This window comes from Nocardia araoensis NBRC 100135 (assembly GCF_000308435.1).
GTDB classification, from domain to species: Bacteria; Actinomycetota; Actinomycetes; order Mycobacteriales; family Mycobacteriaceae; genus Nocardia; species Nocardia araoensis.
In genome coordinates, this window is sequence record NZ_BAFR01000103.1 from 15,521 (window position 1) to 41,660 (window position 26,140).

Consider the following 26,140-nt stretch of genomic DNA (forward strand, 5'->3'; position numbering starts at 1 on the left):
CGAGTCAGAGCGCGCGGATGCCGTCGAGCACCGCGCGCAGGAGGCCGAGGTCGGACTCCGACCCGGCGGTGGGCTCCGCCGACCGGTAGATCAGCCTGCCGTCGTCGAGCAGGTCGCCGATGAGGACCTTCGTCATCGTCAGCGGCAGGTTCAGTCGCGCGGAGACCTCCGCCACCGACTGCGGGGTGCGGCACAGCTGCACGATCGCGGCGTATTCCGGTTCGGTGCGCCGCAGCGCGGTGCCGGGCGCGCCGTCGACCACCAGGGTGACCAAGTTCAGTTCCCGGCGCACGGCACGACCCCGGCCGCGGGTGATGGCGAAGAGCCGGACCATCGGTCCGGCGTCTTCCTCGTACCAGGGATCGTGCTGATAACTCATGGCCGTGTCGAAGCGGGTGGATGTGGGCGCGTATCGACCGACAGGTGTGTCCCGACTCGCTGCACCGTCTGATTCATTTCGTAGGCCACCATACCCATATCGGCGGTCTCGGATGCCAGCAGTGCCAGGCAGGCGTTGGTTCCTGCCGTGGTGACGAACAGCACCGCGCGGTCGAGTTCCACCACGGTCTGGCAGACGCCGCCGGCGTCGAAATGGTGGCCCACGCTGCGGGACAGGCTGTGCAGTGCCGATGCCATCGCGGAGAATCGCTCGGCGTCGGCCTTGTCCAGCTGGGCCGAATGGCCGATCAGCAGCCCGTCCGAGGACAGCAGTACCGCGGACTGCGCTCCGGCCAGCCCGGTGACCAGCTCGTCGAGCAGCCAACCGATGCCGGTTCCCTGGGAAGTAGTCATGGTCGCCTTCTGAAGATGGGGATGTGCGGACTAGTCGAAATCGGGACGCTTCCGGCGTCCCTGGCGGGTGCCGTTCTCGATGGCACTCATCAGATTGCGTGCTTCATCGGCGGTCCGCTGTCTTACGGGGGCGGGCGTCGCCGTCTGCTCCTGCTCCCGATCCTGGGGAGATTGGCGGCGGCGGCGTGGCAGCGGCGGCCGAGTGTCCCCGGCCGGATCGGGTTGCGCTGCGGCGCCGGTGTCGAATCGCCCGCTGCCGCTGTCGAAGCGTCCGCCGTCGGTGTCGAAGCTGCCGTCGTCGCTGTGCGGGGCCGGTGCCGGGACCGGGGCCTGCTGATCGGAGACCGAGGTGAACCATGCCGATCGGCCTGGCACCGCCGCCGGTCGAGGCGCGACGTTGCCCGGCGCCGGTGCTCGCACGGGCTCGACGGGCTCGGCGTCATTCTGCTCGCGCGGTGACGTATCCGATTGCAGCAGTGCGCTCGGAACGAGCACCACCGCACGGACGCCGCCGTAGACCGACTCGCCCAGGCGCACCGAAACGCCGTGCCGGTGAGCCAGTTTCGCGACGACGAACAGCCCGAGCCTGGTGTCGCTGGACAAGGTCACCACACTGAAATCCGGTGGGTTGGACAGCAGTTCGTTACGCGCGGCGAAGTCGGCCTCCGACATGCCCAGACCCTGGTCGGTGATCTCGATCGCCACACCGCGCCCGACCACGACGCCGGAGACCTCGACCCGCGCCTGCGGGGGAGAGAAGGAGGTCGCGTTGTCCATCAGCTCGGCCATCAGATGGATCAAGTCGGCGACGGCGTTGCTCGACACCTGGAGTTCCGGTAGCCGACCGGTCTGAATTCTGGCGTAGTCGAGACTTTCGGCGACGGCGGCGCGGACCAGATCGACCAGCGGAACCGGCTTGCGCCAGCGTCTACCCGGTTTCTCGCCGCCGAGAATGATGAGGTTCTCGGCGTTGCGCCTTGCCCGCGTCGCCAGATGGTCGAGCTGGAACAACAGCTCGAGCTGGTCGGCGTTCTCCTCTTTGCGTTCGGCTTGGTCGAGCAGCCCCAGCTGGCGGTGCACCACGACCTGACTGCGATGGGCGATGTTGAGGAACACCGCGTTGACGCCCGCCCGGGTCTTCGCCTCCGCGACCGCGGCGGACACGGCCGCGACATGGGCACGGTTGAAGGCGTCGGCCACCTGGCCCAATTCGTCGGTACCGTAATCGAGTCGCTCCAACGCGGTCTCGGAGTCGACACTCTCGCCCCGGCCGAGCTTGCTCATGAGATCGGGCAGCTGCTTGTCCGCCAGTTCCAGTGTGTCGCGCCGCAACCGCCGCATTCGTCCGATGAAGCGATTGGCCATGATCAATGCCGCGAGGAAGGCGATGGTCGCGACCAGCAGCACCCCGGCGCCACCGAGCATGGACTGCCGCGCGGTCCGGTCGCCGCGCTCGCGGGCGATCTGGTGCGCGTCGCGGCTCTGGTCGTCCCAGAGCTTCAACAGAGCCGACGAGACCTGACCCGAGGCCTCCTGCCAAGCCGCTACGTCCATGGGCAACGGCGCGGTCCGGGAATTCGAGCGGCTGCTCTGGGTTCTACCGCTGCCGGTGGACTCGTCGGAGTCGGAGCCCGCCTCCACCGGCCCCCGCACCAGCACCGCGTCTTGCATCGCGATCAGTTTCTGGTATGCCGGTCCGGCGGTGATCTGCTGGAGCTGGGCGAGTCGCTTGTTCTCGAGCACGTGGCCGGAGTAGGCGACCTCACTGCGGAATTCCCCCACCAACCGGCTGAATTCGGTCAGTTGCGCGGGAGTGTTATCGCCGAGGGTCAGCGCCACCGTGCCGATGGTGTCCGCCATCGACAAGGCTTCGGCGGCGCGCAGAGCCTCGACGCCGTAGTTCAGCTCCATGGCGATGTCGGCTTCCGGCGCCACCCGGGCGGCGAGCGTCGATGCGGCGATGATCGTGCCGATGACCCCGCTGAAGGTTGCGAACACCTCGTTCGGCGCGGCCTGCCGGGTGTCGACCCCGCCGCGCACCGTCGGGACCATCGCGAACAGCTTGTTGTAGCCCTCGATATCGGAGGCGGAGCCGTCGGGATTCAGTTTGCGGGCGGCATCGCCTTTCGCCATCACCGCCGCCAGCCCCGCGTCCGAATGCTGGCGTGCGGTGACGAGTCCCCGGGTGGCCTCGGCGTCACCGGCCAGGGACAACAGCGACAAGCGGCGCTCTTCCTGGAATGCCTGGACCATTTGGATGGCAGGCGCCGTCGTGCTGCTGGCCAACTCCGCCCATTCCTTGGCCGCTCGGGCGGATCGCACCAGATACCCCGCGGCGCCGACGCCGATAACCAGTAGCGTGACGCTCGATATGAGCACGATCGCCAGCAGTCGTACCCGGACACCGACTCGACCACGGACATCGCGCCGGCTCGACCGAACCACTCCCATAGCGGATTCGCGAAGCTGAGACCACTTGCTCACGGCTGAAAAATGCCTACCTCTGACACGGCCCGCCCGAACCCAGGCGGCACCTCACCTGTACCCGTTCCGAAGAATAACGAAAGTGTAGCGGTTCGATCGCGAATCACACGGATTCGCGACTTCTACTAAGTGAACCGGAATTATTACGAGATAGCGCCGCGGGGGCAGAGCGCAACTGTAACCGCGCAAGGTCGACAACCGTCAACTCACCCCGGATGTAATGCTACTGGGCGGTACGACTGCACGATCAGCTGCTGCAGGCATCAGAGCGAACCTCTATCGCTAACTTAGCGGTGGTTCTGGTCATTTAGAAACAGCGCCCAGATACTGCGACTGCCGCCTATGCGCCCGGCTCCTGTTGTTCGAACCCGACACCGAGAAGCCCTGCAAACGCCGCTCGGATCCGGGCGATGATATCGGGCGCATTCCGATTTCCGAGTTCCCGCTGCTGGCAATGATGGGCCGATCGTCTCGGAGCGCGGCCAGGCACGGGCGAACGGCTGATGCGCGATTCCAGCGGTGACCGGGCTCTTCTTGCCGGGTCGTCGGCCGCACGGGGCCTGCGTTCGTCACCGCGGCGCCCAGTTGGCCCGCAGTTCGAGCGCGGCGACGACGCAGTGGAGTGTCTCCACGGGATCGAGGCCCGGATCACGTCGCCTTCGGTGTTCCGCGGGAAGCACGTCCGCCCCGCCTGCGCCTCGTGAGCCGAAGATGGCATCGGGACTGAATTCGAGATGTAGTCCGCCCGGAACCGTGCCGGTCGCCCGGCACGTGCGGAAGAACGCGCGAATCACGTCGACGACATCGTCGACCCGAAGGTCGCTGCGGCCGTGTGGCATTCGCGTGGGCGGCATCGGATCGCACACCCAGCAGATCGGTGTCGCGCACGCGGCGGCCGCGGCGAACAAGGCCGGAAGCGTATCGGAGGTGGCGGCGACGCCGAGTTGGGGGATGAGTGTGAGCCGGCCCGGTTGTTTTCGCGGATTCAATGTCCGACAGAGGAACTCGATATCGTCCGGGGTGGTCGCGGGGCCGAGTGTTACCGCGACCGGGTTACCGACGTGGGCGGCGACTTGTGTCAGGCGGCGCGCGTGGGTTCGATCGCCGAGCCACAGCAGGTGGGCCGAACGATCCCACCGTCGTCCGTCGGGTGTCCGGCCGGTCGGTGCCGCGGCGCGCGACGCGGTCGGCTCGCGTGAGATGCGCAGCAGCGGGAGCCAATTGTGCAGTTCGCTGGCGCCCGGCGGTGCGGTCGCGGTGACAGGTAGCAGCCCGCTCACCGCGCGGAGCAGGTCACGCTGCGCCGGGTCGCGCGACCGGTCCGCGGCGCGGCGCAGGATGTTCACGCACAGGGTGATCGGCAGGCGATCGGCGGGCCATTCGTCGCGCGACGCGGCGGCGCGGAGGCCGTCGTAGTATCGCCGGGGCGCTCGTTCGATGGTGACGGTACCGGCTCCCAGCCCATGCGTCATGACCGCGGCTGCGGCATACACCAGCGCCCGGCGCGCGGCGACAGTCTTGGTTCCGCCGCCATCGGAGGTGTTGTGGTGGCCACCGAGGTGCAGCACGAAACCTTCTCCGCGTGCTGCCTTCGCCAAATCTGCCGTCAGCCGGTCGCATTCGCCGACTCCGACGAGCTCGGGCAGTGTTTCGGCTGCTGCGCGCCGGTACTCGCTGTCGAGGAATTCGTGCGCCGCGAACAGGTGGCTCGTCACCGCGAACGATCCCGGGAGCGCGGGTTGGGGTTCATCGGCCCAGGACGGATCGTCACCGGCCGTGGGGGCGTATTCGGGCGGGATGACGTCGGGATTGAACGCTTCGCGGATATAGCAGAGGGGCCGGTCTCCGAGCGTCATGACGTATGCCCGTGCGGCGCAGAGGCGACCGTCCGGCCATCGCACCACGCCGGTCCGCAGGAGATGGCGTCGCTGGGATACGCCACGGGAGATGAGGCCGGTCCCGATCGGCACCTGCACATCGTCCATGCCGGAAGCGGCCGCGCCCGCGCGCACCGCGACGACATAGTTGACGGATGCGGTGACCAAGTCGGCGTTGACCAGACAGGAGCGGCGGACGATCACCCGATCGGAATCGGAAACCCCCAAAGCGTCGGTGACCGTGTTCGGCAGCCCGCCGGCCGCTATGTCGTCCTGGCGCAGGACCCGCACGTGCAGGTCGGTGCGCAGTATCGCCGCCAGAGCCGGCGTGGTGAATCCGTCACTCGCCAGCAGCATCCTGGTCAGTGGGTGGGCGAATCGCCCGATTTCTTCGTGGTTTCGGAAACCCGAACCACCGGGCGGGCAATCACCCGGTGGTTCGGGGCCGGTGTGCGTGATCGTCACGACCGGCTCCGTGCAGTGCCTGTCACGAGGAATCCGTGCCGAGACCGGAACTACAGCGTGGTGGCAGCCGTCGGCGGGAGTACGGGACGGGCCACGGCGGCGATCTCCGCTTCGGTGCGCGGCCGATCGGTCAGGCCGAGCACGGGGTCGGTCGTGATGCGCAGCCGGCCGGTGGTCGTGTCCGCCAGCGGATCACGCCAGTGGTCCCATACGACGGACATGTCGAGGTGGCCCATGTATTCGAGATTCGCCGAGTCCGCGTGCAGACCTTCGGCCGCGGACAGGATGGTCTCTGTCGCGGCGCGCTGCTGTGCGCCCGAGGACTCGTCCATGTCGGTCAGGCCCGCCATGATCTCGGTGAACTGAGCCTGCTTCGTGTCGCCGCTGTGCCCGGTGGTCAGGGTGCCCGCGTGCGCGAAGTATTCCTCCGAACCCACGTACTGCTCGTACATCCGCGACACCAGGACCAGGAATCGCGTGTAGGCCCGGCGATAGGCGTGCTCGTAGAAGCCCAGCGCGTCGGATTCGCTCAGCTCGCCGCGCAGGATCGTCGCGATCGCCGCCGCGGCGACCAGGCCGGAGTACGTCGCCAGATGCACGCCGCTGGACAGCAGCGGATCGAGGAAGCAGGCCGCGTCGCCGACGACGACCCAGCCCGGACCGCTGAACCGATCCGAGGTGTAGGAGTAGTCCTGCTCCGCCTTGACCTCCGCGACCTGCCGTGCGCCGACGAGCAGCTTGCTCATCGCCGCGCTGTCGGCGATGGTCTGCGAGTAGTACGCCTCTCGGCCGAGTTCGCGGAGCTTCGGAGCGGCTTTGCGCGCCGAGACGACATAGCCCACGCTGTGGCGGCCGTCCGAGAGCGGGATGTTCCAGAACCAGCCGCCTTCGGGTGTGGAGACTACGTTGATCGCGCCCTCCGGACTGTCCGGATGTAGGTGAGCGCCTTCCCAATACGACCAGACGGCCACGTTGCGGAAGGCGGGGTGCTGCTGGCGATCGATGACCTGGTGCTTGGCCAGCACGCCCGCGCGACCGGAGGCGTCGACGAGAAAGTCGACCTCGGTGGTGTGGACTCGGTCGTCACCCTCGACGGTCCATTCCACGGCCGTCGGCCGGTCGCCCTCGAACAGGACGTTGGTGACCGTGGCCTGCTCGATCACGTGCGCACCCTGCTGTGCGGCATTGCGCAGCAGCAGTTCGTCGAAGACGTCGCGCTGAACCTGCCAGGACCAGGCTTCGGCGTCCACGAGCTTGGACCAGTCCAGCAACCAGTTGTCGTCCTGCCACTGGAAGTGGCCGCCTCGTTTGATCTGGAAGCCGTGCGCGGCCACCGCGTCGTAGGCGCCGGAGACCCGCAGGGTCGACAGGACCGATGCGAGCAGGCTCTCGCCGATGTGGTAGCGCGGGAACTTATCTCGTTCCAGGAGGGTCACCCGAACCCCCGATTTCGCGAGCAGGGCTGCGGTGGTCGACCCGGCTGGGCCGCCACCGATGACCAGAACATGCGGATTGTCCATAGCGAAACTCCCTGGAACTGCCGACAACGGATCGCGTGCCCGTTTCAGTGGCGGAAGGACTCCGGACCGGCCGCGGTCTTCGGCGCATCCGAACCTGGGTTGCCACTGATTAGCCATGCTAACGGTGCACGATCCGATTGTAGCAATTGATAGCCAAACCTCAATAGTGATCAGCTATTTGGCAACTATCGGACTATCGACCGGCGGCTTGCTGAAGGGTTGCCAAATGCCCGCAAGGGATGTTTCCGCCTGACCGCCTTCACTCGGCGGGAACCGCACCCCGAAGGTGACGGACGTCACGGTGTTGTGTGGAAACCATTGCGGGAGAGACTGTTTCGCCAGCGCTTCACGGTCGTGGCGAGGCGGATAGGGTGTTCGGGGTAGGCGACGATGACAGATGTCGTACGGTCATCACCCCTCTTTCCCAACGGATTCAGGATACGGCGGACGGTCGCGTCGTACGAGCCGTTCACCCAGAGTTACCCTGCCGGTGGCCGGGTCTGGGCTCCGGACAACTCCGGGCGACGGTCCGCGGCGACGTAAGAGGTTGTGGCGCGGTCGATTTGCCGACGCTCCGACCTGTCCCGGCAATGGGATTTCGCGGTGTCGGTGGATGTGACACTGCGCCAAGCGATCTCGCGTGCACGTGGTGAGCCGTGGAATCGACGCGTCACGCCACGAGCCGATTTCCTGCGGATCGCGGCGAACTCATGTGCGTGCCGATCCGTAGACGGGAGGGTCGCGAACGGCGACAGCTAGCGAAATCTCGGGCTCAGCGGTTTTCCGGCGCTTCGTAGGCGCGTAGGAAGGTGTCGACCGCGGCCGTGGCGACCGCGTGCATCTCACCGGTGGTGACCTTGCGGGTACCCAGCCGTGAGCGACTTTCCAGCGGGCCGGTGATCAGCACGAGGAACTGTTCCGCGGCGGTGGCCGGGTCGCCCGCGCGCAAGCGGCCGGACAGCGACAGGCGCGCGAGCCGATCGGCCAGCGCCTCGGCCAGTTGGTCGGAGGTGCGGCTCACGACGATGTCGATCAGGTCGGGGAACTGGGCGACCTGGCCGTAGGTCAGCCACCGCAGCGAGCGGGATCGCTCGGCGCAGCAGATCCGGATCAGCCTGTACGCCACATCTTCCAGCGCGGCACGCAAGTCGGGGCCGGGGTTGCGCAATCGCTCCACCACGGACAGGTTCTCCGCCAGCACCGCGTCGCTCGCGGCCGTCAGCGCGTGGCGGAACAGGGTTTCCTTGTCGTTGAGGTGGTTGTAGATGGTCGGCTTGGCGACGCCTGCTTCCTCGGCGATCTCCTGCACGCACGCCTGCGCGTAGCCCCGGCGCGCGAATACGACGAACGCCGCGTCGAGGATCGCCTGCCGCTTGTCGATTCGCCCGCGCGAAGTCGGCCGGCCGGCCTGCGATGTCACTGCTGCCACTCCCGCAGTGTAGCGCGCCGATGGCACCATCTTTCCCTGCTGGTTCAGTTGTATGAACTCATGGACACTCCGACCCCCGAACCGGAACCGCATCGGCCGGGCGAATGTCGGCAAGCGGTCGACCGGACGTTGTGGCGGAACCGATGACTTTCCCGCGGCGAGGGCGTCGTTGGTGATGGAGTATTCCGAGATTCCGAAGGAGAGTCATGACCGACGACGTGGCTGCCGCCTCGACGGCCGATCCCGAATTGCTCGATGTCCCGGAGGTGACCACGGCGGTTGTCCGCGACCGTGTCGCGGCCGCGGGATTGCGCGACTTCTTCGACCGGTCGTTCCGGATCCTGCCGGAGGTCATCGCCGGTCAAGGCGCGGCGATCGAGGGGCCGGCATTCTGCGTGTATCGGAAGGACTCCGATGCCGCGCTGGATCTGGAGGTGGGCTTCGCGGTCGATCGGTGTCTGCGCCCGGAGCGCGATGTCGAAGCCGGTTGCCTGCCCGCGGGCCGCGTGGCCAGGATCGTGCACGCCGGTGGGTTCGACGGATTGGCTGCCGCGTGGGAGCGGCTCGAGTCCTGGATCGTTGGGCAGGGACTCACCGCGGGGCCGTTGCGCTGGGAGGTCTACCTGACCCGGCCTGCTCCGGACATGGACCCGGCGGAATTGCGCACCGAGCTGAACTGGCCGGTGGCGGCGCGATGATCCCGCACGCCGACCGGCTTCCCGGTCGCGGGCTTCACGTATCGGGGTCTTCGTCTCGGCCGGTTCGTGGCCCTGGACCCGCCAGATTGCCCGCGTTCGCGGATCGGCCGTCGCGTGTGCTGTTTTCTGGCGCATCCGAGGTTTCGGGCGAGTCGTCCTTGTCGGCGGTGTCGTGGGGCTGATTCATGACCGCTTCTCCTCAGGGCGTGTCGACGCCGATGTCTCGTTCGGGGGTAGCTATCGCGGATCGGCCTACCCGCGGGCGCGCAGGACAAACCGAGGCGAGGCAATCCCGCGGGTGCGGCCCCACTACGTGGCGTCCGTCGAACGCGGGCCGATGAACGCGCCTGCGTGGGCCGCGAGCGCGGCGCAGGCGGCCGCTTGCTCAGGGAGGCTCGGGTCGGGCGGGGTGCGCAGCAGCACCAACTCGTGGTAGAGCGGCGCGGTGGCGGCTATCAGCAGGGCGCGTGCGTCGACTCGCGGCGGCAGTTCCCCGCGCCGGATCGCTCGCTGGACGATGACCTCGCACTGGCGGTACCGCTGCTCCCATAAACGCCGCAGGGCTCGGGCGGCCTCTTCGGAGCGGAACGAGACCGCGATCAGCGCCGCCGCGATCGAGGGCTGCTCGCTCAGGGAATCCTGAATCTCCTGGTTGAGCGCCGCGAGGTCGCCGCGAAGGGAACCGGTGTCGCGGGGGCGCCAGTCCTGGTCGCTCGCCGCGTCGAAGACGTCGGAGAGCAGCCCGCCGACATCGTGCCAGCGGCGATACACCGTGGTGCGGTGCACCCCCGCGCGAGCGGCGACCGTGTCCACGGTGAGCGCGTCGTAACCGTGCTCGGTCAGCTCCGCGCGGACCGCTTCGAGAACCTGGTCGCGGATGCGGGCGGTCCGGCCACCCGGTCGCGGCACGGGTCGCCCGGAAGCGTCCGGTGCGGATGGGGAGTTCATCGTCGGTAATCCGGTTGCTCGAGGGAACAGGCTGTGCCAGCATCCTAATGCAACAGTCGTCGCACTAGTGAGGTTTGCCGATGCCCGCGCCCCTTCCCGCGGACCCGACCGTGCTCCATCCCATGCCGGGACAGCCGCGTGTGGTGCTGCTGAAACCGCTCGTCACCTCGCCGCTGATCGAGGTCGGTGAGTTCTCCTACTACGACGACCCGGACGATGCGACCGCGTTCGAGACCCGCAACGTGCTGTATCACTACGGACCGGAGAAGCTGATCATCGGGAAGTTCTGCGCGATCGGCACGGGAGTGCGGTTCATCATGAACGGCGCGAACCACCGGATGGACGGCCCGTCGACCTTTCCGTTCCCCACCATGGGCGGCTCGTGGTCGGACCACTTCGATCTGCTCACCGGTTTGCCGAACCGGGGTGACACCGTTGTCGGCAACGACGTGTGGTTCGGCTACGGCGTAACGGTGCTGCCCAGCGTGCGGATCGGCCACGGCGCGATCATCGGCGCGGGCGCCGTGGTCACCGGCGATGTGCCCGACTACGGCGTCGTGGGCGGCAATCCGGCGCGCCTCATCCGCACCCGCTACGACGATCGGGACATCGCCCGGCTGCTGACGGTGGCCTGGTGGCACTGGCCGCTGGAGCACATCACCGAACACGTGCGGACGATCATGTCGGGCAGCATCGCCGAGTTGGAAGCCGTCGCGCCGCACACCGCGTGAGGCCGAAGTCGCCCGCCGCTCGGCGCGACTGCGTGCCGACGCGCGAACCGAGGGCGGCGCCATGCGAGCCGCCGACCTCATAGAGGACCTGCTGGACCGAGATCTACCCGCTACGGAAAAGGTGTCGCTCCCGCACGGAGTAACGAGCTACAGGCCCAGCAGCGTTTCCGCGACCTTTTCCATGGCGTCGCGATACTCCGCACGGCTGGATTCGTCGGCGGTCCGCCGCGCGAGGACGCCCGCGGTGAGGGTGTAGCCGATGGTTTCCGCGATCACCCGCGGCGTCGTCACCGGGGTGATGCGGCCCGCGTCGAGTTGGCGCTGGAGATATCGGGTGAAGCGGCGGATCGGCCGTTCGGTGATCTCCTCGGCCAGCGCCGCCACCTTGGGGTCCACCGCCCCGCGCTCGTCGATCAGGCGTAGCAGAGGTCCCGCCGTGGCGACGGCGGTGGCGAAGGATTCGATGGTGGCGCGCAACATCGTTCGCGGATCGTCGTCCTCGATGCCCGGCTCCTGCGCGGCGAGGAAGTCGTCGCGGACCCGCTCGGCCAGCGCGAGGAAGATCTCCTCCTTGGAGGCGAAGTAGACGTACATCGTCGCGCGGGAGACACCCGCCTCCGCGGTGATGGCGGCGACGGTGGTGTTGTCATAGCCGCGCTCGGCGAACACGCGGGCCGCGGCGTCGAGCAGATCACGGTGCCGGGAGGTGTGCGAGCGCTCCCGCGCCGCGCGTACCGACCAGGTGGACTGGGTCACGCCGATATGCTCACCCATATTGACGTTGATGTCAATGTCAACGAGACTGGGCGGCATGCAGGTCGTCGTGGCGAACAGGGGAGAAGTAGCGGTTCGCGTGTTGCGCACCGCCCGGGAACAGGGTTGGCGCACCCTCGCGCTGCACACCGCCGAGGAGCGAGACGCGTTGCACGTGCGCTTGGCCGACGATGCGGTGTCGTTGCCCGGCGTCGGAGCCGCCGCCTACCTCGACGTCGCGGCCGTCGTCGCGGCGGCGAGGAAGGCGGGCCCCGGCGCGCTGGTGCACCCCGGCTACGGATTCCTCAGCGAGAGTGCGGAATTCGCGAAGGCGTGTGCGGCGGCCGAACTCGTGTTCGTCGGTCCGTCGCCCGAAGCGCTCGAGATCTTCGGCGACAAGACCGCGGCCCGCGCGGCGGCCGAGCGCGCGGAGTTCCCGGTGATCCCGGCGACCCGCCGGGACGCGGACCTCGCCGAGGTGCGGGCCCTGCTCACCGCGCATCCCGCCGGGGTGATGGTGAAGGCCGCCGCGGGCGGTGGCGGACGCGGTATGCGGGCGGTCCGCGACGCGGCGCATCTTGCGGAGGTGTTCGAGCGCTGCCGCGCGGAGGCGCTGGCCGGGTTCGGTGACGACGCGGTCTACGCGGAGGTGCTGGTCACCGGTGCGCGCCACATCGAGGTCCAGATCGTCGCCGACGGCGCGTCGGCGGCGGCCGTCGGCGATCGCGATTGCAGTGTGCAGCGCAGGCAGCAGAAACTGCTCGAGATCGCGCCTGCCCCGGAGTTGTCCGCGCGATTGCGGGAGCGGTTGCATCAGTGGGCGGTCCGGCTCGCCGAATCCGTCGGCTGCCGCGGTGTCCTCACCGTCGAATTCCTGGCCCGCGGCGACGAGGCATGGTTTCTCGAGGTCAACCCGCGGCTGCAGGTCGAGCACACCGTCACCGAAGCCGTCCTGGGCATCGATCTGGTGGCGATGCAATGCGATCTCGCTCGCGGCGCCACGCTGGCCGATCTGGCGCTGCCCGACCCCGGTTCGGCGCGCGGTTACGCCGTGCAGGCGCGCCTGAACGCCGAAACGGTCACCGCGGGCGGCGAGGTGCTGCCCGGCACCGGCACGCTGACCCGCTTCGCGCCACCGACCGGTGTCGGCGTGCGGGTCGACACCGCCGCGTTCGCCGGGATGCGGCAGGACGCGCGCTTCGACTCGCTGCTGGCCAAGATCATCGCCTGCGGCCCGTCCCATCCGGCCGCGCTGCGCCGGTGCGCGGACGCCCTGGCCGAGACCGTCGTGACCGGGGTGGACACCAATGTCGCCGTGCTGCGCGCGGTTCTGGCGGACCTGTCGGGCGGCCGTGTCGTCCCGACCACGTGGTTCGAGCAGCATGTCGACGAGTTGGTCCGCCGCGCGGGGGATTTCGCCGTCGCCCTGCCCGCCGCCTCCGATCGGGCCGAGAACACGGCGGCCGCGGTGACGCTGGCAGGCGACGAGGAAGCGGTGCGGTCGCCCATGGGCGGCACGGTGGTCGCGCTCGCCGAGCCCGGCGCGGTCGTAGCGGCGGGCGGCGAGGTCGCGGTGCTCGAAGCGATGAAGATGCAGCACGTGGTACGCGCCGAACAGGACATGCGCGTGTGCCGCCACGTCGCGGAGGTCGGCGCGGTCGTCGATCCGCACGCGCCGCTGCTGATCTTCGTTCCCGCCGAGCACAATGGCGCGGTCGCGGAGCACACCGCGGTCGACCTGGACTCGGTGCGCGCCGATCTCGCCGAAGTCCACGCTCGGCAGCGCGCGGTGCTGGACGAAGCGCGGCCGGAGGCGGTCGCCAAACGCCATCGGCTCGGGCGGCGCACGGCCAGGGAGAACATCGACGACCTGGTCGACGCGGACAGCTTCGTCGAGTACGGCGCTCTCGCGATCGCCGCCCAGCGCCTGCGCCGCAGTCCGGAGGATCTGATCGCGAACACGCCCGCGGACGGGCTGATCGCGGGCGTGGCCACCATCGACGCCGAGCGATTCGGTCCAGACCGCTCGCGCGCGGTGGTGCTGTCCTACGACTACACGGTGCTGGCGGGCACCCAAGGGATGCGCAACCACGTCAAGACCGACCGCATGCTGGAACTCGCTCGCGAACAACGGCTCCCGGTGATCTTCTTCACCGAGGGCGGCGGCGGCAGGCCGGGCGACACCGACTATCCCGGCATCTCCGGCTTGGACGTCACCACCTTCCGTGCCATGGGCGCGCTGTCGGGCCGGGTTCCGCTGATCGGGATCGTGTCCGGACGCTGCTTCGCGGGTAACGCGGCGCTGCTGGGCATGTGCGATGTGGTGATCGCCACTCCCGACGCGAATATCGGCATGGGCGGGCCGGCCATGATCGAGGGCGGCGGCTTGGGCGTGTACGCCCCGGAGGACATCGGCCCCATCGAGGTGCAGCGCCGCAACGGCGTCGTGCACATCGTCGCCGCGGACGAGGCGGAGGCGGTCGCCACCGCGCGGCGCTATCTCGCGTACTTCCGAGGCGACATCGACGAGTGGGCCGCGCCGGACCCGCGCCTGGCGCGGCACGTGGTTCCCGAGAATCGCTTGCGCGCGTTCGATATCCGCGCCGCCATCGAAGCCGTCGCGGATGTCGGGTCGGTGCTGGAGCTGCGGCGGGACTGGGCCGCCGGTATCGTCACGGCGCTGATCCGGGTCGAGGGACGGCCGTTCGGCTTGATCGCCAACGACTGTCACCATCACGGCGGGGCGATCGACGCTCCGGCCGCCGACAAGCTCAGCATGTTCCTGCGCCTGTGCGACGCGCACGGCCTGCCGATCGTCTCCCTCTGCGACACACCGGGTTTCATGGTGGGCCCCGACGCGGAGCAGGACGCCACGGTGACGAAGTTCAGCCGCCTGTTCATCGACTCCGCCGCGCTGTCGGTGCCGCTGGGCACCGTCATCGTGCGCAAGGGTTACGGTCTGGGCGCACAGGCCATGGCGGCGGGCTCGTTCCGCGCGCCCCGGTTCGTCATCGCCTGGCCGACCGGAGAGATCGGCGGCATGGGCCTGGAGGGCGCGGTCCGCCTCGGGTTCGCCAAAGAACTGGCCGCCATCGAGGATCCGGGGGAGCGGCAGCAAGCGTTCGACAACCTGGTCCAGCTCGCCTACGCCAACGGCAAGGCCCTCACCGCCGCCACCGTCCTGGAAGTCGACGACGTCATCGATCCGGCCGACACCCGCCGCTGGATCCGCACGTTGCGCTGACCGGTGCCCGGAACGTCAGTGCACGCCGCTGAGCGCGTCGACGAGGTTGCGGGCGCGCAGGTCGAGCGCGCCCTCGACGATGTGATTGGTGACGTAGGCGAAGGCGAGACGGCGTTCGGGATCGGCGAACGCGAGACTGCCACCGCGGCCCGGATGGCCGAACGACGCGTTGCCGCCGAGTGGCAGCTCCGCGGTGGGCAGCATGTACCCCGAGGCATACCGGCCGGGCAGCATCAGCACATGATCGGTGCCCGCTGCCTGTTCCCGGGTGGCCGCCGCGAGCGTCTCGGTGGTGAGCAGGCGCGTGCCGTCGACCTCGCCGACGAGCGCCGCGTACAGACGGGCCAGGCCGTGGGCGGTGCCGATGCCGTTGCTCGCGGGCAGCTCCGCGGCTTGCACTGCCGGGGAGTTGAAGTCGATGTCCGCCGGGTCGGTGATCTGGAAGGCCCGATTGACCAGGGCCTGCGGATCACGCATCGCCGCGAGCAGCGGACGCAGCGACTCGGGAACGGCGTCCTCGGGCACCGCGGCCAGGTCGGGGACGGGTGCGAACACCAAGCGGCTGACGCGGGTCCGCTCGGCGGGCGGCAGGCCGATGAAGAAATCGATATCGAGTGGGCCCGCGATCTCCTCGGCGAAAAACCGGCCGGGCGTGCGACCGGACACGCGGCGGATCACTTCGCCGACCAGCCAGCCGTAGGTTCGCCCGTGGTACCCGAACGCGGTGCCGGGCGGCCAATTCGGCGCCTGCGCGGCGAGCGCGTCCACCATCGGCGTCCAAGCCAGTGCGTCGTCCAGTGCGACGGGTTTGTCCAGCGCCGCCACGCCCGCCTGGTGCGTCAGCAGCCAGCGCACCGGGATGTCGGCCTTGCCGGCCGCCGCGAACTCCGGCCAGTAGTGGGCCACCGGCGCGTCGAGATCGAGTTCGCCCCGCTGCGCCAGCAGGTGCGCGATGGTGGCGACGACGCCTTTCGTCGCCGAATAGACCAGCTGCAGCGTGTCGCGCTGCCACGGTCGCCCGGTGTCGGGATCGGCCGTTCCGCCCCACAGATCGACCACCGGCCGCCCGTCGCGATACACGCAGACCGCCGCGCCGATATCGCCCTGCTCGGTGAAATTCTCCGCGAACGCCTCCCGTACGGCCTCGTAACCGCCGGCGACCGTTCCCTCGATGATCATGCGCGACAGCATGGCACGATGCCGCCGAGCCGGCATCCGGCCTGGTGACCACCATCGAGAAGTTCTTCCACCGCGATGTCCGAAAATGGTCAGTGGATTCGACGTTCCGGACGAAGCGTAATATCCTGCGCGTCCTGTTCGTGATGGTTCGTGATGGCCGATGCGAGGTAGTGCACACATGAGCTTGCCTGGCCTTGCGTCGGCTGCTTCCGACTCGAGCGACCCATTCGTGCACCCCGCGCTGTTCTACCGCGACACGGAGGAATACCTCGCGGGCACCATCGGCTTCATTCGCCGAGGACTCGAGAACGACGAACCGGTCGCGGTAGCGGTCCCCGGTCCCAACCTGTCGCTGCTGCGCGCCGAACTGGGCTCCGACGCCGCATCGGTCAAGCTGATGGATATGACTGTCGAAGGCCGCAACCCGGGCCGCATCATTCCCGGCGTGCTTCGTGCCTTCGCCGACGAACACCCCACCGGGCGCGTGCGAATCATCGGAGAACCGATCTGGGCCGGCCGCTCGGAGCTGGAATATCCCGCGTGCGTTCAGCACGAGGCTCTGATCAACGCGGCATTCACCGGGCGGGCGGTGAGCATCCTGTGTCCCTATGACACCGAGCGTCTGTCGGCCCGAGTCTTGAACGACGCGCACGCCACCCACCCTGTCCTCATCGACGACACCGGTCAACGAGCGAGCAGCGCCTACAATCCCGACGGCATCGTCGACTTCTACAACAGAGAACTTCCCGCACCACCCGTAACCGCCGCCACCGTAGCCTTCGATGCGACGTCCTTCCCCCGTATCCGGCACCTGGCCATCGACTACGCCCGCGACGCAGGCATGCCCGAGCATCGCATGATCGATCTCGAACTGGTGATCGGGGAGACCATCACCAACTCGATCGTCCACGGCGGTGGGCACGGCAGGCTGACGATGTGGACCGAGGACAACGAGCTCCGCTACCAGATCAGCGATCGAGGACACATCACCGATCCGCTCGCAGGGCGCCTGCCCGCGCAGTCCTATCGCCCAGGCGGCCGCGGACTACTACTGGTCAACCATCTCACCGACCTCGTTCGAATCCACACCACCCCGCACGGCACCACCATCCAGCTCCACTTCGGCTTCGATCGCGATTCGCCTTGACACTCGGCCTCGAAAAGCTATGGGGTACCGAGCTTTCGGCGTCGCCGGGCGCTGACTTCGAACCGGAGGTGCGTCGGCGTCGTCGGTCGGCGCGGTATCAGCTGCCCGGGGAGTCCTGACCCGGCCCCACTTGGATACCCACCACGCAGGTGTCGTCGTCGGTGTCGGCATCGCTGCCGTCGAGCAATTCGTCCAGACGGTCGTCCAGGGTTCCGGTGAGCTGTGCCGACGTCGCGAGCAACCGCTCGATGCAGTCGTCCAGCAGCCGATCTCGTCGCTCGATCAGCCCATCGGTGTAGAGCAGGAGAGTGTCGTCCGGTTCCAGTTGCAGTTCGGCCTCCTCGAATGTCGTCTCCGCCACAGCACCGAGGAGTAACCCGTCGAGCAGGGGCAAGCTGGACGCCTGGCCTGCGCGCACCAGTACCGGCGGCAGGTGGCCCGCGCGGGCCCAGCGCAGTACCCGGGTGTGCGGGTCGTAGAGCCCGCAGATGGCGGTGGCGAAGATGTTGTCGGTCAGGTCATGGGCCACCAGGTTCAGCCACGTCAGCATTTGCCCTGGTCCTGCGCCGGTGGCGGCGAGGCCACGCAGGGCGTTGCGTAGCACCACCATGCCTGTGGCTGCCTTGACACCGTGGCCGGTGATATCGCCGACGGACACCAGGATCTGCTTGGAAGGCAGCACAACCGCGTCGTACCAGTCTCCGCCGACTGTGTGCTCCTGCTCGGCGGGCCGGTATCGCACCGCGATGCGCAGCCCGAACGCCTCGATGGACGGCTGCGCGTCCGGCATGATCGCCTGCTGGAGCTGACGTGCCAGCTGGCTCTGTTCGGCGGCGTGCTGTTCGGTGTGCGCGAGCCGGTCGCGTGTCGCGGACAGCGCGACCTCGGTCCAGTGCTGTGCGGAGATGTCTTGGTAGGCGCCGCGGATCGCGGCCAGGCGGTCCCCTTCCAGGACCGGTTCGGCGACGATCCGGATGTGCCGGGTCACGCCGTCCGGACGGATCAAGCGGAAGGCCGCGGAGGCCGCGCGGCGGTAGCGCAGCAGGGTCCGCAGAAAGCCCTCCACCGCATTCGCGTCGTCGTTGTGGACGTGCCCCGGCAGTTGCGCGAGCGGAATGGGGTCCGCGGTCGGCGCGAGCCCGTAGAGGGCGAACAGTTGGCTGCTCCAAGTGATCTCGCCGCTTGCCGCATTTTCCTCGAACCCGCCGACGCGGCCGAGGCGCTGTGCGTGTTGCAGCAGCGCCGCCAGCCGCGCGGTCTCGTCCTCCACCCGCCATACCATGAGCACGGTGTCGCCGTGGCGGCCGATGCTGAGCGCGGTCGAGACGGTCAGCGGCACTTGGCCGACCAGTTCGGTCAGCATCATCCGGTCGGCACGGTAGGTCTCGCCGGTGGCGAAGACGTGCTCGATTCGCTCGAACAGCTGCCCGTCACTCGCCGCCATCGGGTACGCCTCGAGCAGTAGCGCGCCGTTGACCAGGCCGCCGGGACGGCCGGCCGGGTCGACGAAGCAACTGTTGACGTGATGGATGCGGAAGTCGACGAGCGTGCCGTCGTCGGCGAGGTGGGGCAGCAGCACGAGCGCTGGATCGAAGAGGCCGTCCGCGAGTCGCACGAGATCCGCGACGCCGGGGCGGTCCGGTGCCTGCGCAGCGGCGAGGTCCGATTCCAGGGTGTGTGCGCACAGCTCGGCCAGTGCCTCCAACTGCCGATGCACCTGCGGCGGCTGTGGTTCGAGCGGTTGCGGCCAGCACACCTCGAGTACGCCGAGCAGCTTGCCCCCCGCGCCCGCCGGAACCGCCGCGCGGCCGCCCTCGCGGTCACCGATCGACGGCAGTCCGGCCCGGCCCAGGTCGTCGATCCACACCGCGCCGCGCTCCGTCAGCGCCCGGCGGGCCGGGGTCGCCACGCCGGGCGGCACGTATCGCCAGCGCTCGGCCTCGTGCGGACCGATGCCGGCGAAACCTGCCAGCGTCAGCGACGCGTCGGCGCCCGCGGACCAGATCGCGACGGCTGTGGCGCCCAGCGGCGTCAGGGCGTGCTCCAGCACCGACTCCGCCACACGTTGCGTGTCACCGGCGGCGAGCAGTCCGCTTTCGGCCGTGCGCAATCGCACAGCAGCGGATGGCTCCCCCGGTGCGGCGGCGCGCAGCAGGAACTGGCCCACCACCGCGCTGACCTTGTCCTGAGCCGATTCGTCGACCAGTTCGGCGGCCAACTCGAGCGGCGTGATGCCCGCTCGCTCGGCGAGGGCATCGAGTTGCCGTGCCGCCTGCGCGGGCCCGCAGTGCAGCCGTTCGACCAGTACGCCCTTGGCCATCTCGATCAGCGCGCGTCCGTCGGCGGTGGCCTGGGCCTGTTGAATCTGCGCGCGCAGCCGCTCCACGGTGGCCGCGAGGCGGTGGACCGCGGGGCCGACGGGCGAGTGAGCGTCAGTTGTCGCGCCGGCCTCGGTGTAGGGGTTGTCCAGATCGGTCATCAGGCATCCAGCCAGTGCTGGATGCACGCGATCAAGGCGTCCGCGTCGACCGGTTTGGTGACGTAGTCGTTGGCACCGGAGGCGAGGCTCTTCTCCCGGTCGCCCAGCATCGCCTTGGCTGTCACGGCGATGATCGGCAGGCTCTCGTACCGCGGCATCTCGCGGATCGCCGCCGTCGCGGTATAGCCGTCCATCTCGGGCATCATCACGTCCATCAGGACCAGGTCCGTCTCCGGGTGGGCGATGAGCTTGTCGATGCCCTCGCGCCCGTCCTCCGCGTGCAGAACGCTCATGCCGTGCAGTTCGAGGATGCTGCTGAGCGCGAAGAGGTTGCGGGCGTCGTCGTCGATGATGAGCACCGTGCGGCCGGCGAGCTTGCCATCCGGCCGCTGTGGCGCCGCGGCGGATGCGTCCTCGCGACGGACCAGGGGCAACATGTCGCCGGGCGCCTCGGCGGTGACGTGCAGCGCGATCCGTTCCCGCAGATCGTCCAGGCTGGACAGCAGCTCGAGGGGCTGGCTCGTGGTGCGATGGTGCAACAGGCGTTCCTGCTCGGCGTCGAGCCGGCGGTTGTGGACGAGTACCGGGACGCTTCTCAATGCGACATCCCCGTCCATCGTCTCCAGGAACCGCAGCGCGGCGCCGTCGGGCATGTCCAGCTCGAGCACTACGCAGTGGAACGCTTCGGCGGCCATCGCCGCCACCGCCTCTTCCACCCCGACCGTGGTGACGACCTGAACCGGACCGCGCGGATCGTTGCTGTCCGCGAGTTCGGCCACCGCGCTTTGCGCGACCAGGGACAACAGGCCTTGCGGTCGCTCCTCGACGACGAGCAGCCTGCGCTGCTGTTGAGGTGTGGCGGGGGCGGGAGTCCGCTCGGGGCGGCTGTCGGCCTGCTGTGCGTCCTCCCGCTCGCGAGGCGGCGCGTCCTGGAAGTCCGGCCGCGCGACAGGCAGGTAGAGGGTGAACGTGCTGCCCTGGCCCAGCGCGCTTTCGGCGCCGATGGCGCCGCCGAGCAGGTAGGCGATCTCCCGGCTGATCGACAGACCGAGGCCGGTGCCGCCGTACTTGCGGCTGGTCGTGCCATCGGCCTGCTGGAAGGCGCCGAAGATCGACTCCAGCTGATGTTCGGCGATGCCGATCCCGGTGTCGATCACCCGGAACGCGACGGCCGGGCCGTGCTGGCGCACGGCGGCGGGCAACTCGCTCGCCTCCGCCGGTTCGATCCGCAGCTGCACCGAACCGGTCTCGGTGAACTTGACCGCGTTGGACAGCAGGTTACGCAGCACCTGCCGCAGCCGCGAGTCGTCGGTGAGCAGGTCCGACGGCAGGCCTGGCGCGGTCGTGACGCGGAAGCGCAGACTCTTCTGAGTGGTCATCGGCCGGAAGGTGGCCTCGACGTAGTCCAGCAGCTGACGCAACGACACGCGCTCGGGCGTGAGGTCCATCTTGCCCGCCTCGACCTTGGACAGGTCGAGGATGTCGTTGATCAGCTGAAGCAGATCCGAGCCCGCCGAGTGGATGATGCCCGCGTACTCCACCTGCTTGGGCGTGAGATTGCGGCTCGGGTTCTGGGCCAGCAGTTGCGCGAGGATGAGCAGACTGTTCAGCGGGGTGCGCAACTCGTGGCTCATGTTGGCCAAGAATTCCGACTTGTACTTCGACGCGAGCGCGAGTTCTTGGGCGCGGGTCTCGAGCTCCTGCCGAGCCTGCTCGATCTGCAGGTTCTTGGCTTCGATGTCGCGGTTCTGCGTGGCCAGCAGTGCCGCTTTGTCCTCCAGCTCGGCGTTGGATCGTTGCAGTTCCTCCTGCTGCACCTGCAATTCCTCGGAACGGGCTTGCAGTTCGGTGGTCAGGCGCTGAGATTCGACCAGTAGCTCGTCGGTACGGGCGTTGGCGATGATGGTGTTGACGTTGACGCCGACCGTCTCCATCAGCTGGTCGAGGAAATCCCGATGGATGCGGGTGAAGTGGTGCACGGAAGCCAGCTCGATCACACCGAGGACCTGTTCCTCCACCACGATCGGCAACATGAGCAGGTCGACCGGCGCCGTCTGCCCGAGCCCGGAGGAGATGGTGACGTAGTCGCCGGGCACATTCTCCACCGCGATCGTGCGGCGACTGCGTGCGGCCTGGCCCACCAGAGACTGGCCGAAGGCGAACCGCGACGGGCTGCCCGGTTCCTCCTGGCTGCCGTAGGAGCTGATCAGCCGCAGCTCCGGCCGCTCGTCGCTGTCGTCGGCGAGGTAGAACGCGCCGAACTGCGCGGAAACCAACGGCGCCAGCTCGTCCATGATCAGGCCGGCCACCACATGAAGGTCACGTTGCCCCTGCATGAGACCGGAGATGCGGGCGAGATTGGTCTTCAGCCAGTCCTGATCCTGGTTGGCCGCGGTGGTCTCGCGCAGCGATTCCACCATCGCGTTGATGTTGTCCTTCAACTCCGCGACCTCGCCGGAGGCCTCCACGGTGATGGAGCGGGTCAGGTCGCCCTCGGCCACGGCGCTGGTGACCGCGGCGATCGCGCGGACCTGGCGGGTCAGGTTGCCCGCCAGCTCGTTGACGTTCTCGGTGAGCCGTTTCCATGTGCCCGAGACGCCCTCGACCTCGGCTTGGCCGCCCAGCCGCCCCTCCGATCCCACCTCGCGGGCAACGCGGGTGACCTCGGCCGCGAACGCGGAAAGCTGGTCGACCATCGTGTTGATCGTGGTCTTCAACTCGAGGATCTCGCCGCGGGCGTCGACGTCGATCTTGCGGGTCAGATCGCCTTGCGCGACCGCGGTGGTGACCTGGGCGATGTTGCGGACCTGATTCGTCAGGTTGTTCGCCATGGAGTTGACGTTGTCGGTCAGGTCCTTCCATGTGCCCGCCACGTTCGGCACGCGTGCCTGCCCGCCGAGCATGCCCTCGGTGCCGACCTCGCGCGCGACGCGGGTGACCTCGTCGGCGAACGCGGACAGCGTGTCGACCATCGTGTTGATCACCCCGGCGAGCGCCGCGACCTCGCCCTTCGCCTCCACAGTGATCTTCTGGCTCAGATCACCGCGCGCCACCGCCGTGGCGACCTGAGCGATCGAACGCACCTGGCCGGTCAGGTTCGACGCCATGACATTGACGTTGTCGGTCAGGTCCTTCCACGTGCCCGACACGCCCCGCACGGTCGCCTGGCCACCGAGATTGCCCTCGGTGCCGACCTCGCGGGCGACGCGGGTGACCTCGTCGGCGAACGCCGAGAGCTGATCGACCATCGTGTTGATGGTCTCTTTGAGCTCCAGAATCTCACCGCGGGCATCCACCCTGATCTTCTGACTCAGATCACCACGGGCCACGGCGGTGGTGACCTGGGCGATCGAACGCACCTGCGCGGTGAGGTTGTCGGCCATGACGTTGACCGACTCGGTGAGGTCCTTCCAGGTCCCGGAGACGCCCTTCACGTCCGCCTGGCCGCCCAGCCTGCCCTCGGTGCCGACCTCGCGGGCGACGCGGGTGACTTCGTCGGCGAACGCCGAGAGCTGATCGACCATCGTGTTGATGGTGTTCTTCAGTTCCAGAATCTCGCCACGAGCGTCCACTCTGATCTTCTGGGACAGATCACCCTGCGCCACCGCGGTGGCCACCTGGGCGATCGAACGCACCTGCGCGGTCAGATTGCCCGCCATGAAATTCACCGAGTCGGTGAGGTCGCGCCACGTACCGGAGACGCCCTTGACATCCGCCTGGCCACCGAGGATGCCCTCGGTGCCCACCTCGCGCGAGACCCGGGTGACCTCGTCGGCGAAGGACGAGAGCTGATCGACCATCGTGTTGATGGTGTTCTTCAGTTCCAGGATCTCGCCGCGGGCGCTGACCGTGATCTTCTGGCTCAAGTCGCCCCGCGCCACCGCGGTCGTCACCTGCGCGATATTGCGGACCTGGTCGGTCAGGTTGCCCGCCATGAAGTTCACCGAAGCGGTGAGATCGCGCCACACGCCGCCGACGCCGGGCACCTCCGCCTGACCGCCCAGCCGGCCCTCCGAGCCGACTTCGCGCGCCACGCGGGTGACCTCGTCGGCGAACGCGGACAATTGGTCCACCATCGTGTTGACCGTGTCCTTCAGCTCAAGGATCTCACCACGAGCGTCCACGTCGATCTTCTGGGACAGGTCGCCCCGCGCCACGGCCGTGGCGACCTGGGCGATGTCGCGCACCTGGCTGGTCAGGTTGCCCGCCATCGCATTCACCGAGTCGGTGAGGTCCTTCCAGGTACCGGACACGCCGGGCACCTCGGCCTGACCACCCAGCCGCCCATCCGTACCGACTTCGCGCGCGACACGGGTGACCTCCGAGGTGAACAGCGACAGCTGGTCCACCATGCCGTTGAACACCGTCGCGATCTCGCCGAGTAATCCGTCGGCGTCCGTCGGCAAACGGGTGCCGAAATCGCCGTCGCGCACGGCCGTCAACCCGGCCAGCAGCTGGCGCAGCTCGATCTGATCCGTGGCCGTAGCAGCCTGCTTGGAAGCGGTGCGGGCGGGTGCCGCCGTGTCCGTCATGCTCATCCTCGTTCTGCCCCACCCCATTCGGACGCGATGCCGCGCACGACGGGTTCGCCGACCAGCGGTGCTGTGCTGGCTGCTGAACACAGATACACCCGCGCATATCGCCTTGAAACTATCATTCAACAGACGCGGTGCCCGGCCGTCCGGTGTTTCGCGGAACCGGTCCGGGGCCCCGCAGCAGAGCCCGGCGGGCATCGCCGACGCCCGCGTGGCGTATCCGACCGCCGCGCGGCGGACGACGAGTATCCCGCAGCAGCGCTACCTGCTGTCTCGTGCCGCCCGGTCGGCGCCGAGCGCGGAACGACCGCGATCAGGCGGCGGAAACTGTCGTGGCACACCGGAATACTCGGCGCCGACCGATCTTCGTGACGAACTGGAGGAGCGCATGGCGCGCGAACTCGACGACCTGCCTTACGCGCGATACCTCACCGCCTTGGACGGTGACCTCGAAGCGGAGCGCGACTACGACTGCGTCCGGGTGGACGGCGGTGCGCTGGACGACATCGATGTACCGCACGCGCGCTTCAACGAGTCGGCGTTCACCTCGAACACCTTCACCCGGGGGACGCTGCGCTACAGCCGGTTCACCGATGTGTGGCTGCGCCACGTCCGCTGGGTCGGTACCGAATTGGCCGACACGGCATGGCTCGACAGCGAGGTGGTTGCGGGCGCGATGTCCGGCGTCGACTTCGCGGGGGCGAACCTGCGGCGGGTGCGGTTCGAAGGCTGCAAGTTCGATGCGGTCAACTTTCGCCGCGCCCAGTTGCGCGAGGTGTCCTTCGCCGACTGTGTGCTGCGGGATTGCGACTTCGCCGAGGCCGACCTGACCGAGATCACGGTGCCCGGCTCGGCACTCGTCCGGGTCTCGTTGCGCAACGCGCGCACGGCGAAGGTGGACCTGCGCGGCGCGACGGCGCTCGATATCACCGACGGGCTCGACAGTCTGCGCGGCGCGACGATCACCAGTCCGCAACTCATGGATCTCGCGCCCGCCTTCGCGCACTCCATCGGTATCACGGTGCGGGATTGATCGCGGAGGAGTTCGCGCGGTAGCGGACACCGCTACCGGCCCGACGGAAAGCGGCCCGGTTGCCGGAACGCCATTTCGGCGAACCGCCGATGCGCGCGACACCCGATTGATACATTGCGCCGATACCGCGCAGTACCGCTTCATCGAGGACGCGAGTCATGATCGATCCGGATCCCCTCCGCAGTACCGCGGGCGTGCGCGCCCTCGTACGCATCGCCGGAGAGCGGGGCATGCCGCCCGCCGAGTGCCTGGCCGGTACGGCGCTGGCGCCCTCCGAACTGGGCGACCCGGCCGCCGGTATCACCGTGCAGGACGAACTGCGGGTGGTGCACACGGTGCTCGGCCGGTTCGGCGACGAGCCCGGACTCGGTCTCGCGGCGGCGATCCCGCACGATCTGCGGTCGCGCGGGCCGTGGGGGCTCGCGCTGCTGGGTAGCCGGACGCTGCGTGAGTTGATCGAGGTGGGGTCGCGCTACGTCGGTCGCACGATGCCGTTCGGGCGACTGTCCGTCGAGGAAGCCGACGACGAAGCTCGGCTGGTGTTCGAGGACACCGGCATTCCGCCCGGCATGCGGGCGTTCTTCGCCGAGGCGGCCCTGGCCGGGGTGCCCGCCTTCGATCGGGAATTGTTCGCCTGCGGCTTCCCGGTGCGGCGGGTCGGCTTCCGGCACGCCGGTCCGCGAAACGTCGAGCGATACCGCGACGTTTTCGGCGTGGTGCCGATTTTTCGGTGCGGCCGCGAGCGCGGTGTCCTTCGACCGCGGTGTGCTGGACCGGCCGTTGCCACCGGCGAACGCCGCCGCGCGGGACGAACTGTGGGCGAACT

General features: G+C 68.6%; 17 protein-coding genes. 6 read left to right on the top strand and 11 right to left on the bottom strand.

The genetic code is table 11. The features are described 5' to 3' along the window. Positions 1-4: 4 nt before the first annotated feature. The 6 genes from ON21_RS12925 to ON21_RS12950 all read right to left on the bottom strand — a co-directional run bounded on the left by ON21_RS12925 (position 5) and on the right by ON21_RS12950 (position 8,567). Positions 5-379 (bottom strand): DUF742 domain-containing protein, encoded by a 375-nt coding sequence (locus tag ON21_RS12925; RefSeq protein ID WP_039798090.1) that lies wholly within the window; start codon positions 377-379, stop codon positions 5-7. Next, on the bottom strand, positions 376-792 hold the full coding sequence (locus ON21_RS12930; protein WP_039798091.1) for a roadblock/LC7 domain-containing protein: 417 nt from the start codon (positions 790-792) through the stop codon (positions 376-378). Before ON21_RS12930 ends, ON21_RS12925 begins: the two co-directional genes overlap by 4 nt. A gap of 30 nt (positions 793-822) precedes the next feature. Further along, positions 823-3,237 carry a sensor histidine kinase gene (locus tag ON21_RS12935; protein ID WP_245562576.1) on the bottom strand — a complete coding sequence of 805 codons (2,415 nt, stop codon included), beginning with the start codon at positions 3,235-3,237 and terminating at the stop codon, positions 823-825. Positions 3,238-3,845: 608 nt separating this feature from the next. Then, positions 3,846-5,618: a 3-deoxy-7-phosphoheptulonate synthase gene (locus tag ON21_RS35810; RefSeq protein WP_157170823.1), complete on the bottom strand. Its 1,773-nt coding sequence runs from the start codon at positions 5,616-5,618 to the stop codon at positions 3,846-3,848. A 50-nt stretch (positions 5,619-5,668) separates the two neighbouring features. Continuing rightward, the gene (locus ON21_RS12945; protein ID WP_039798093.1) at positions 5,669-7,138 is read right to left on the bottom strand and encodes an NAD(P)/FAD-dependent oxidoreductase; all 1,470 of its coding nucleotides are present in this window, start codon (positions 7,136-7,138) and stop codon (positions 5,669-5,671) included. A gap of 772 nt (positions 7,139-7,910) precedes the next feature. Then, complete coding sequence (locus tag ON21_RS12950; RefSeq protein ID WP_039798106.1) at positions 7,911-8,567, bottom strand: TetR/AcrR family transcriptional regulator; 657 nt, start codon at positions 8,565-8,567, stop codon at positions 7,911-7,913. 206 nt (positions 8,568-8,773) lie between these two features. On the opposite strand from ON21_RS12950, the gene ON21_RS12955 reads away from it, so the two are divergent. Beyond that, the gene (locus ON21_RS12955) at positions 8,774-9,265 is read left to right on the top strand and encodes a GyrI-like domain-containing protein (protein ID WP_039798094.1); all 492 of its coding nucleotides are present in this window, start codon (positions 8,774-8,776) and stop codon (positions 9,263-9,265) included. A 309-nt stretch (positions 9,266-9,574) separates the two neighbouring features. On the opposite strand, the gene ON21_RS12960 is transcribed toward ON21_RS12955, so the two are convergent. Then, entirely contained in the window at positions 9,575-10,213 is a 639-nt protein-coding gene (locus tag ON21_RS12960; RefSeq protein WP_039798095.1) for a TetR/AcrR family transcriptional regulator, read from the bottom strand. Positions 10,214-10,293: 80 nt separating this feature from the next. On the opposite strand from ON21_RS12960, the gene ON21_RS12965 reads away from it, so the two are divergent. Further along, positions 10,294-10,944: a CatB-related O-acetyltransferase gene (locus ON21_RS12965; RefSeq protein WP_039798096.1), complete on the top strand. Its 651-nt coding sequence runs from the start codon at positions 10,294-10,296 to the stop codon at positions 10,942-10,944. Between the two features lie 147 nt (positions 10,945-11,091). Here ON21_RS12965 and ON21_RS12970 read toward each other — a convergent pair whose 3' ends face one another. After that, the gene (locus ON21_RS12970; RefSeq protein WP_039798107.1) at positions 11,092-11,700 is read right to left on the bottom strand and encodes a TetR/AcrR family transcriptional regulator; all 609 of its coding nucleotides are present in this window, start codon (positions 11,698-11,700) and stop codon (positions 11,092-11,094) included. A 55-nt stretch (positions 11,701-11,755) separates the two neighbouring features. On the opposite strand from ON21_RS12970, the gene ON21_RS12975 reads away from it, so the two are divergent. Continuing rightward, positions 11,756-14,941: an acetyl-CoA carboxylase family protein gene (locus tag ON21_RS12975; protein ID WP_039798097.1), complete on the top strand. Its 3,186-nt coding sequence runs from the start codon at positions 11,756-11,758 to the stop codon at positions 14,939-14,941. Positions 14,942-14,956: 15 nt separating this feature from the next. Here the strand turns inward: ON21_RS12975 and ON21_RS12980 are convergent, their stop codons facing one another. Next, entirely contained in the window at positions 14,957-16,120 is a 1,164-nt protein-coding gene (locus ON21_RS12980; RefSeq protein WP_083880580.1) for a serine hydrolase domain-containing protein, read from the bottom strand. A 178-nt stretch (positions 16,121-16,298) separates the two neighbouring features. On the opposite strand from ON21_RS12980, the gene ON21_RS12985 reads away from it, so the two are divergent. Beyond that, positions 16,299-17,267: an anti-sigma factor RsbA family regulatory protein gene (locus tag ON21_RS12985; protein WP_051020745.1), complete on the top strand. Its 969-nt coding sequence runs from the start codon at positions 16,299-16,301 to the stop codon at positions 17,265-17,267. 97 nt (positions 17,268-17,364) lie between these two features. Here the strand turns inward: ON21_RS12985 and ON21_RS12990 are convergent, their stop codons facing one another. Beyond that, entirely contained in the window at positions 17,365-19,746 is a 2,382-nt protein-coding gene (locus ON21_RS12990) for a SpoIIE family protein phosphatase (RefSeq protein ID WP_083880578.1), read from the bottom strand. Further along, complete coding sequence (locus tag ON21_RS12995; protein ID WP_039798100.1) at positions 19,746-24,278, bottom strand: HAMP domain-containing hybrid sensor histidine kinase/response regulator; 4,533 nt, start codon at positions 24,276-24,278, stop codon at positions 19,746-19,748. The genes ON21_RS12990 and ON21_RS12995 overlap by 1 nt, the downstream gene beginning before the upstream one ends. On the opposite strand from ON21_RS12995, the gene ON21_RS40025 reads away from it, so the two are divergent. Then, positions 24,277-25,314 (top strand): pentapeptide repeat-containing protein, encoded by a 1,038-nt coding sequence (locus tag ON21_RS40025; RefSeq protein ID WP_245562577.1) that lies wholly within the window; start codon positions 24,277-24,279, stop codon positions 25,312-25,314. The two genes, ON21_RS12995 and ON21_RS40025, sit on opposite strands and share 2 nt — an antisense overlap. A 158-nt stretch (positions 25,315-25,472) precedes the next feature. Next, positions 25,473-26,140, top strand: a 668-nt coding sequence (locus ON21_RS13005; RefSeq protein ID WP_039798101.1) for an AraC family transcriptional regulator ligand-binding domain-containing protein, incomplete at its 3' end; no start/stop codon positions are given.

Bases quoted from the DNA above. Each gene is read 5' to 3' on its own strand.
- ON21_RS12965 (WP_039798096.1), top strand. From the start codon at position 10,294: ATGCCCGCGCCCCTTCCCGCGGACCCGACCGTGCTCCATCCCATGCCG.
- ON21_RS12925 (WP_039798090.1), bottom strand. From the start codon at position 379: ATGAGTTATCAGCACGATCCCTGGTACGAGGAAGACGCCGGACCGATG.
- ON21_RS12990 (WP_083880578.1), bottom strand. From the start codon at position 19,746: ATGACCGATCTGGACAACCCCTACACCGAGGCCGGCGCGACAACTGAC.
- ON21_RS12980 (WP_083880580.1), bottom strand. From the start codon at position 16,120: ATGATCATCGAGGGAACGGTCGCCGGCGGTTACGAGGCCGTACGGGAG.
- ON21_RS12985 (WP_051020745.1), top strand. From the start codon at position 16,299: ATGAGCTTGCCTGGCCTTGCGTCGGCTGCTTCCGACTCGAGCGACCCA.
- ON21_RS12930 (WP_039798091.1), bottom strand. From the start codon at position 792: ATGACTACTTCCCAGGGAACCGGCATCGGTTGGCTGCTCGACGAGCTG.
- ON21_RS12955 (WP_039798094.1), top strand. From the start codon at position 8,774: ATGACCGACGACGTGGCTGCCGCCTCGACGGCCGATCCCGAATTGCTC.
- ON21_RS12995 (WP_039798100.1), bottom strand. From the start codon at position 24,278: ATGACGGACACGGCGGCACCCGCCCGCACCGCTTCCAAGCAGGCTGCT.
- ON21_RS40025 (WP_245562577.1), top strand. From the start codon at position 24,277: ATGCTCATCCTCGTTCTGCCCCACCCCATTCGGACGCGATGCCGCGCA.
- ON21_RS12960 (WP_039798095.1), bottom strand. From the start codon at position 10,213: ATGAACTCCCCATCCGCACCGGACGCTTCCGGGCGACCCGTGCCGCGA.
- ON21_RS12975 (WP_039798097.1), top strand. From the start codon at position 11,756: ATGCAGGTCGTCGTGGCGAACAGGGGAGAAGTAGCGGTTCGCGTGTTG.
- ON21_RS12945 (WP_039798093.1), bottom strand. From the start codon at position 7,138: ATGGACAATCCGCATGTTCTGGTCATCGGTGGCGGCCCAGCCGGGTCG.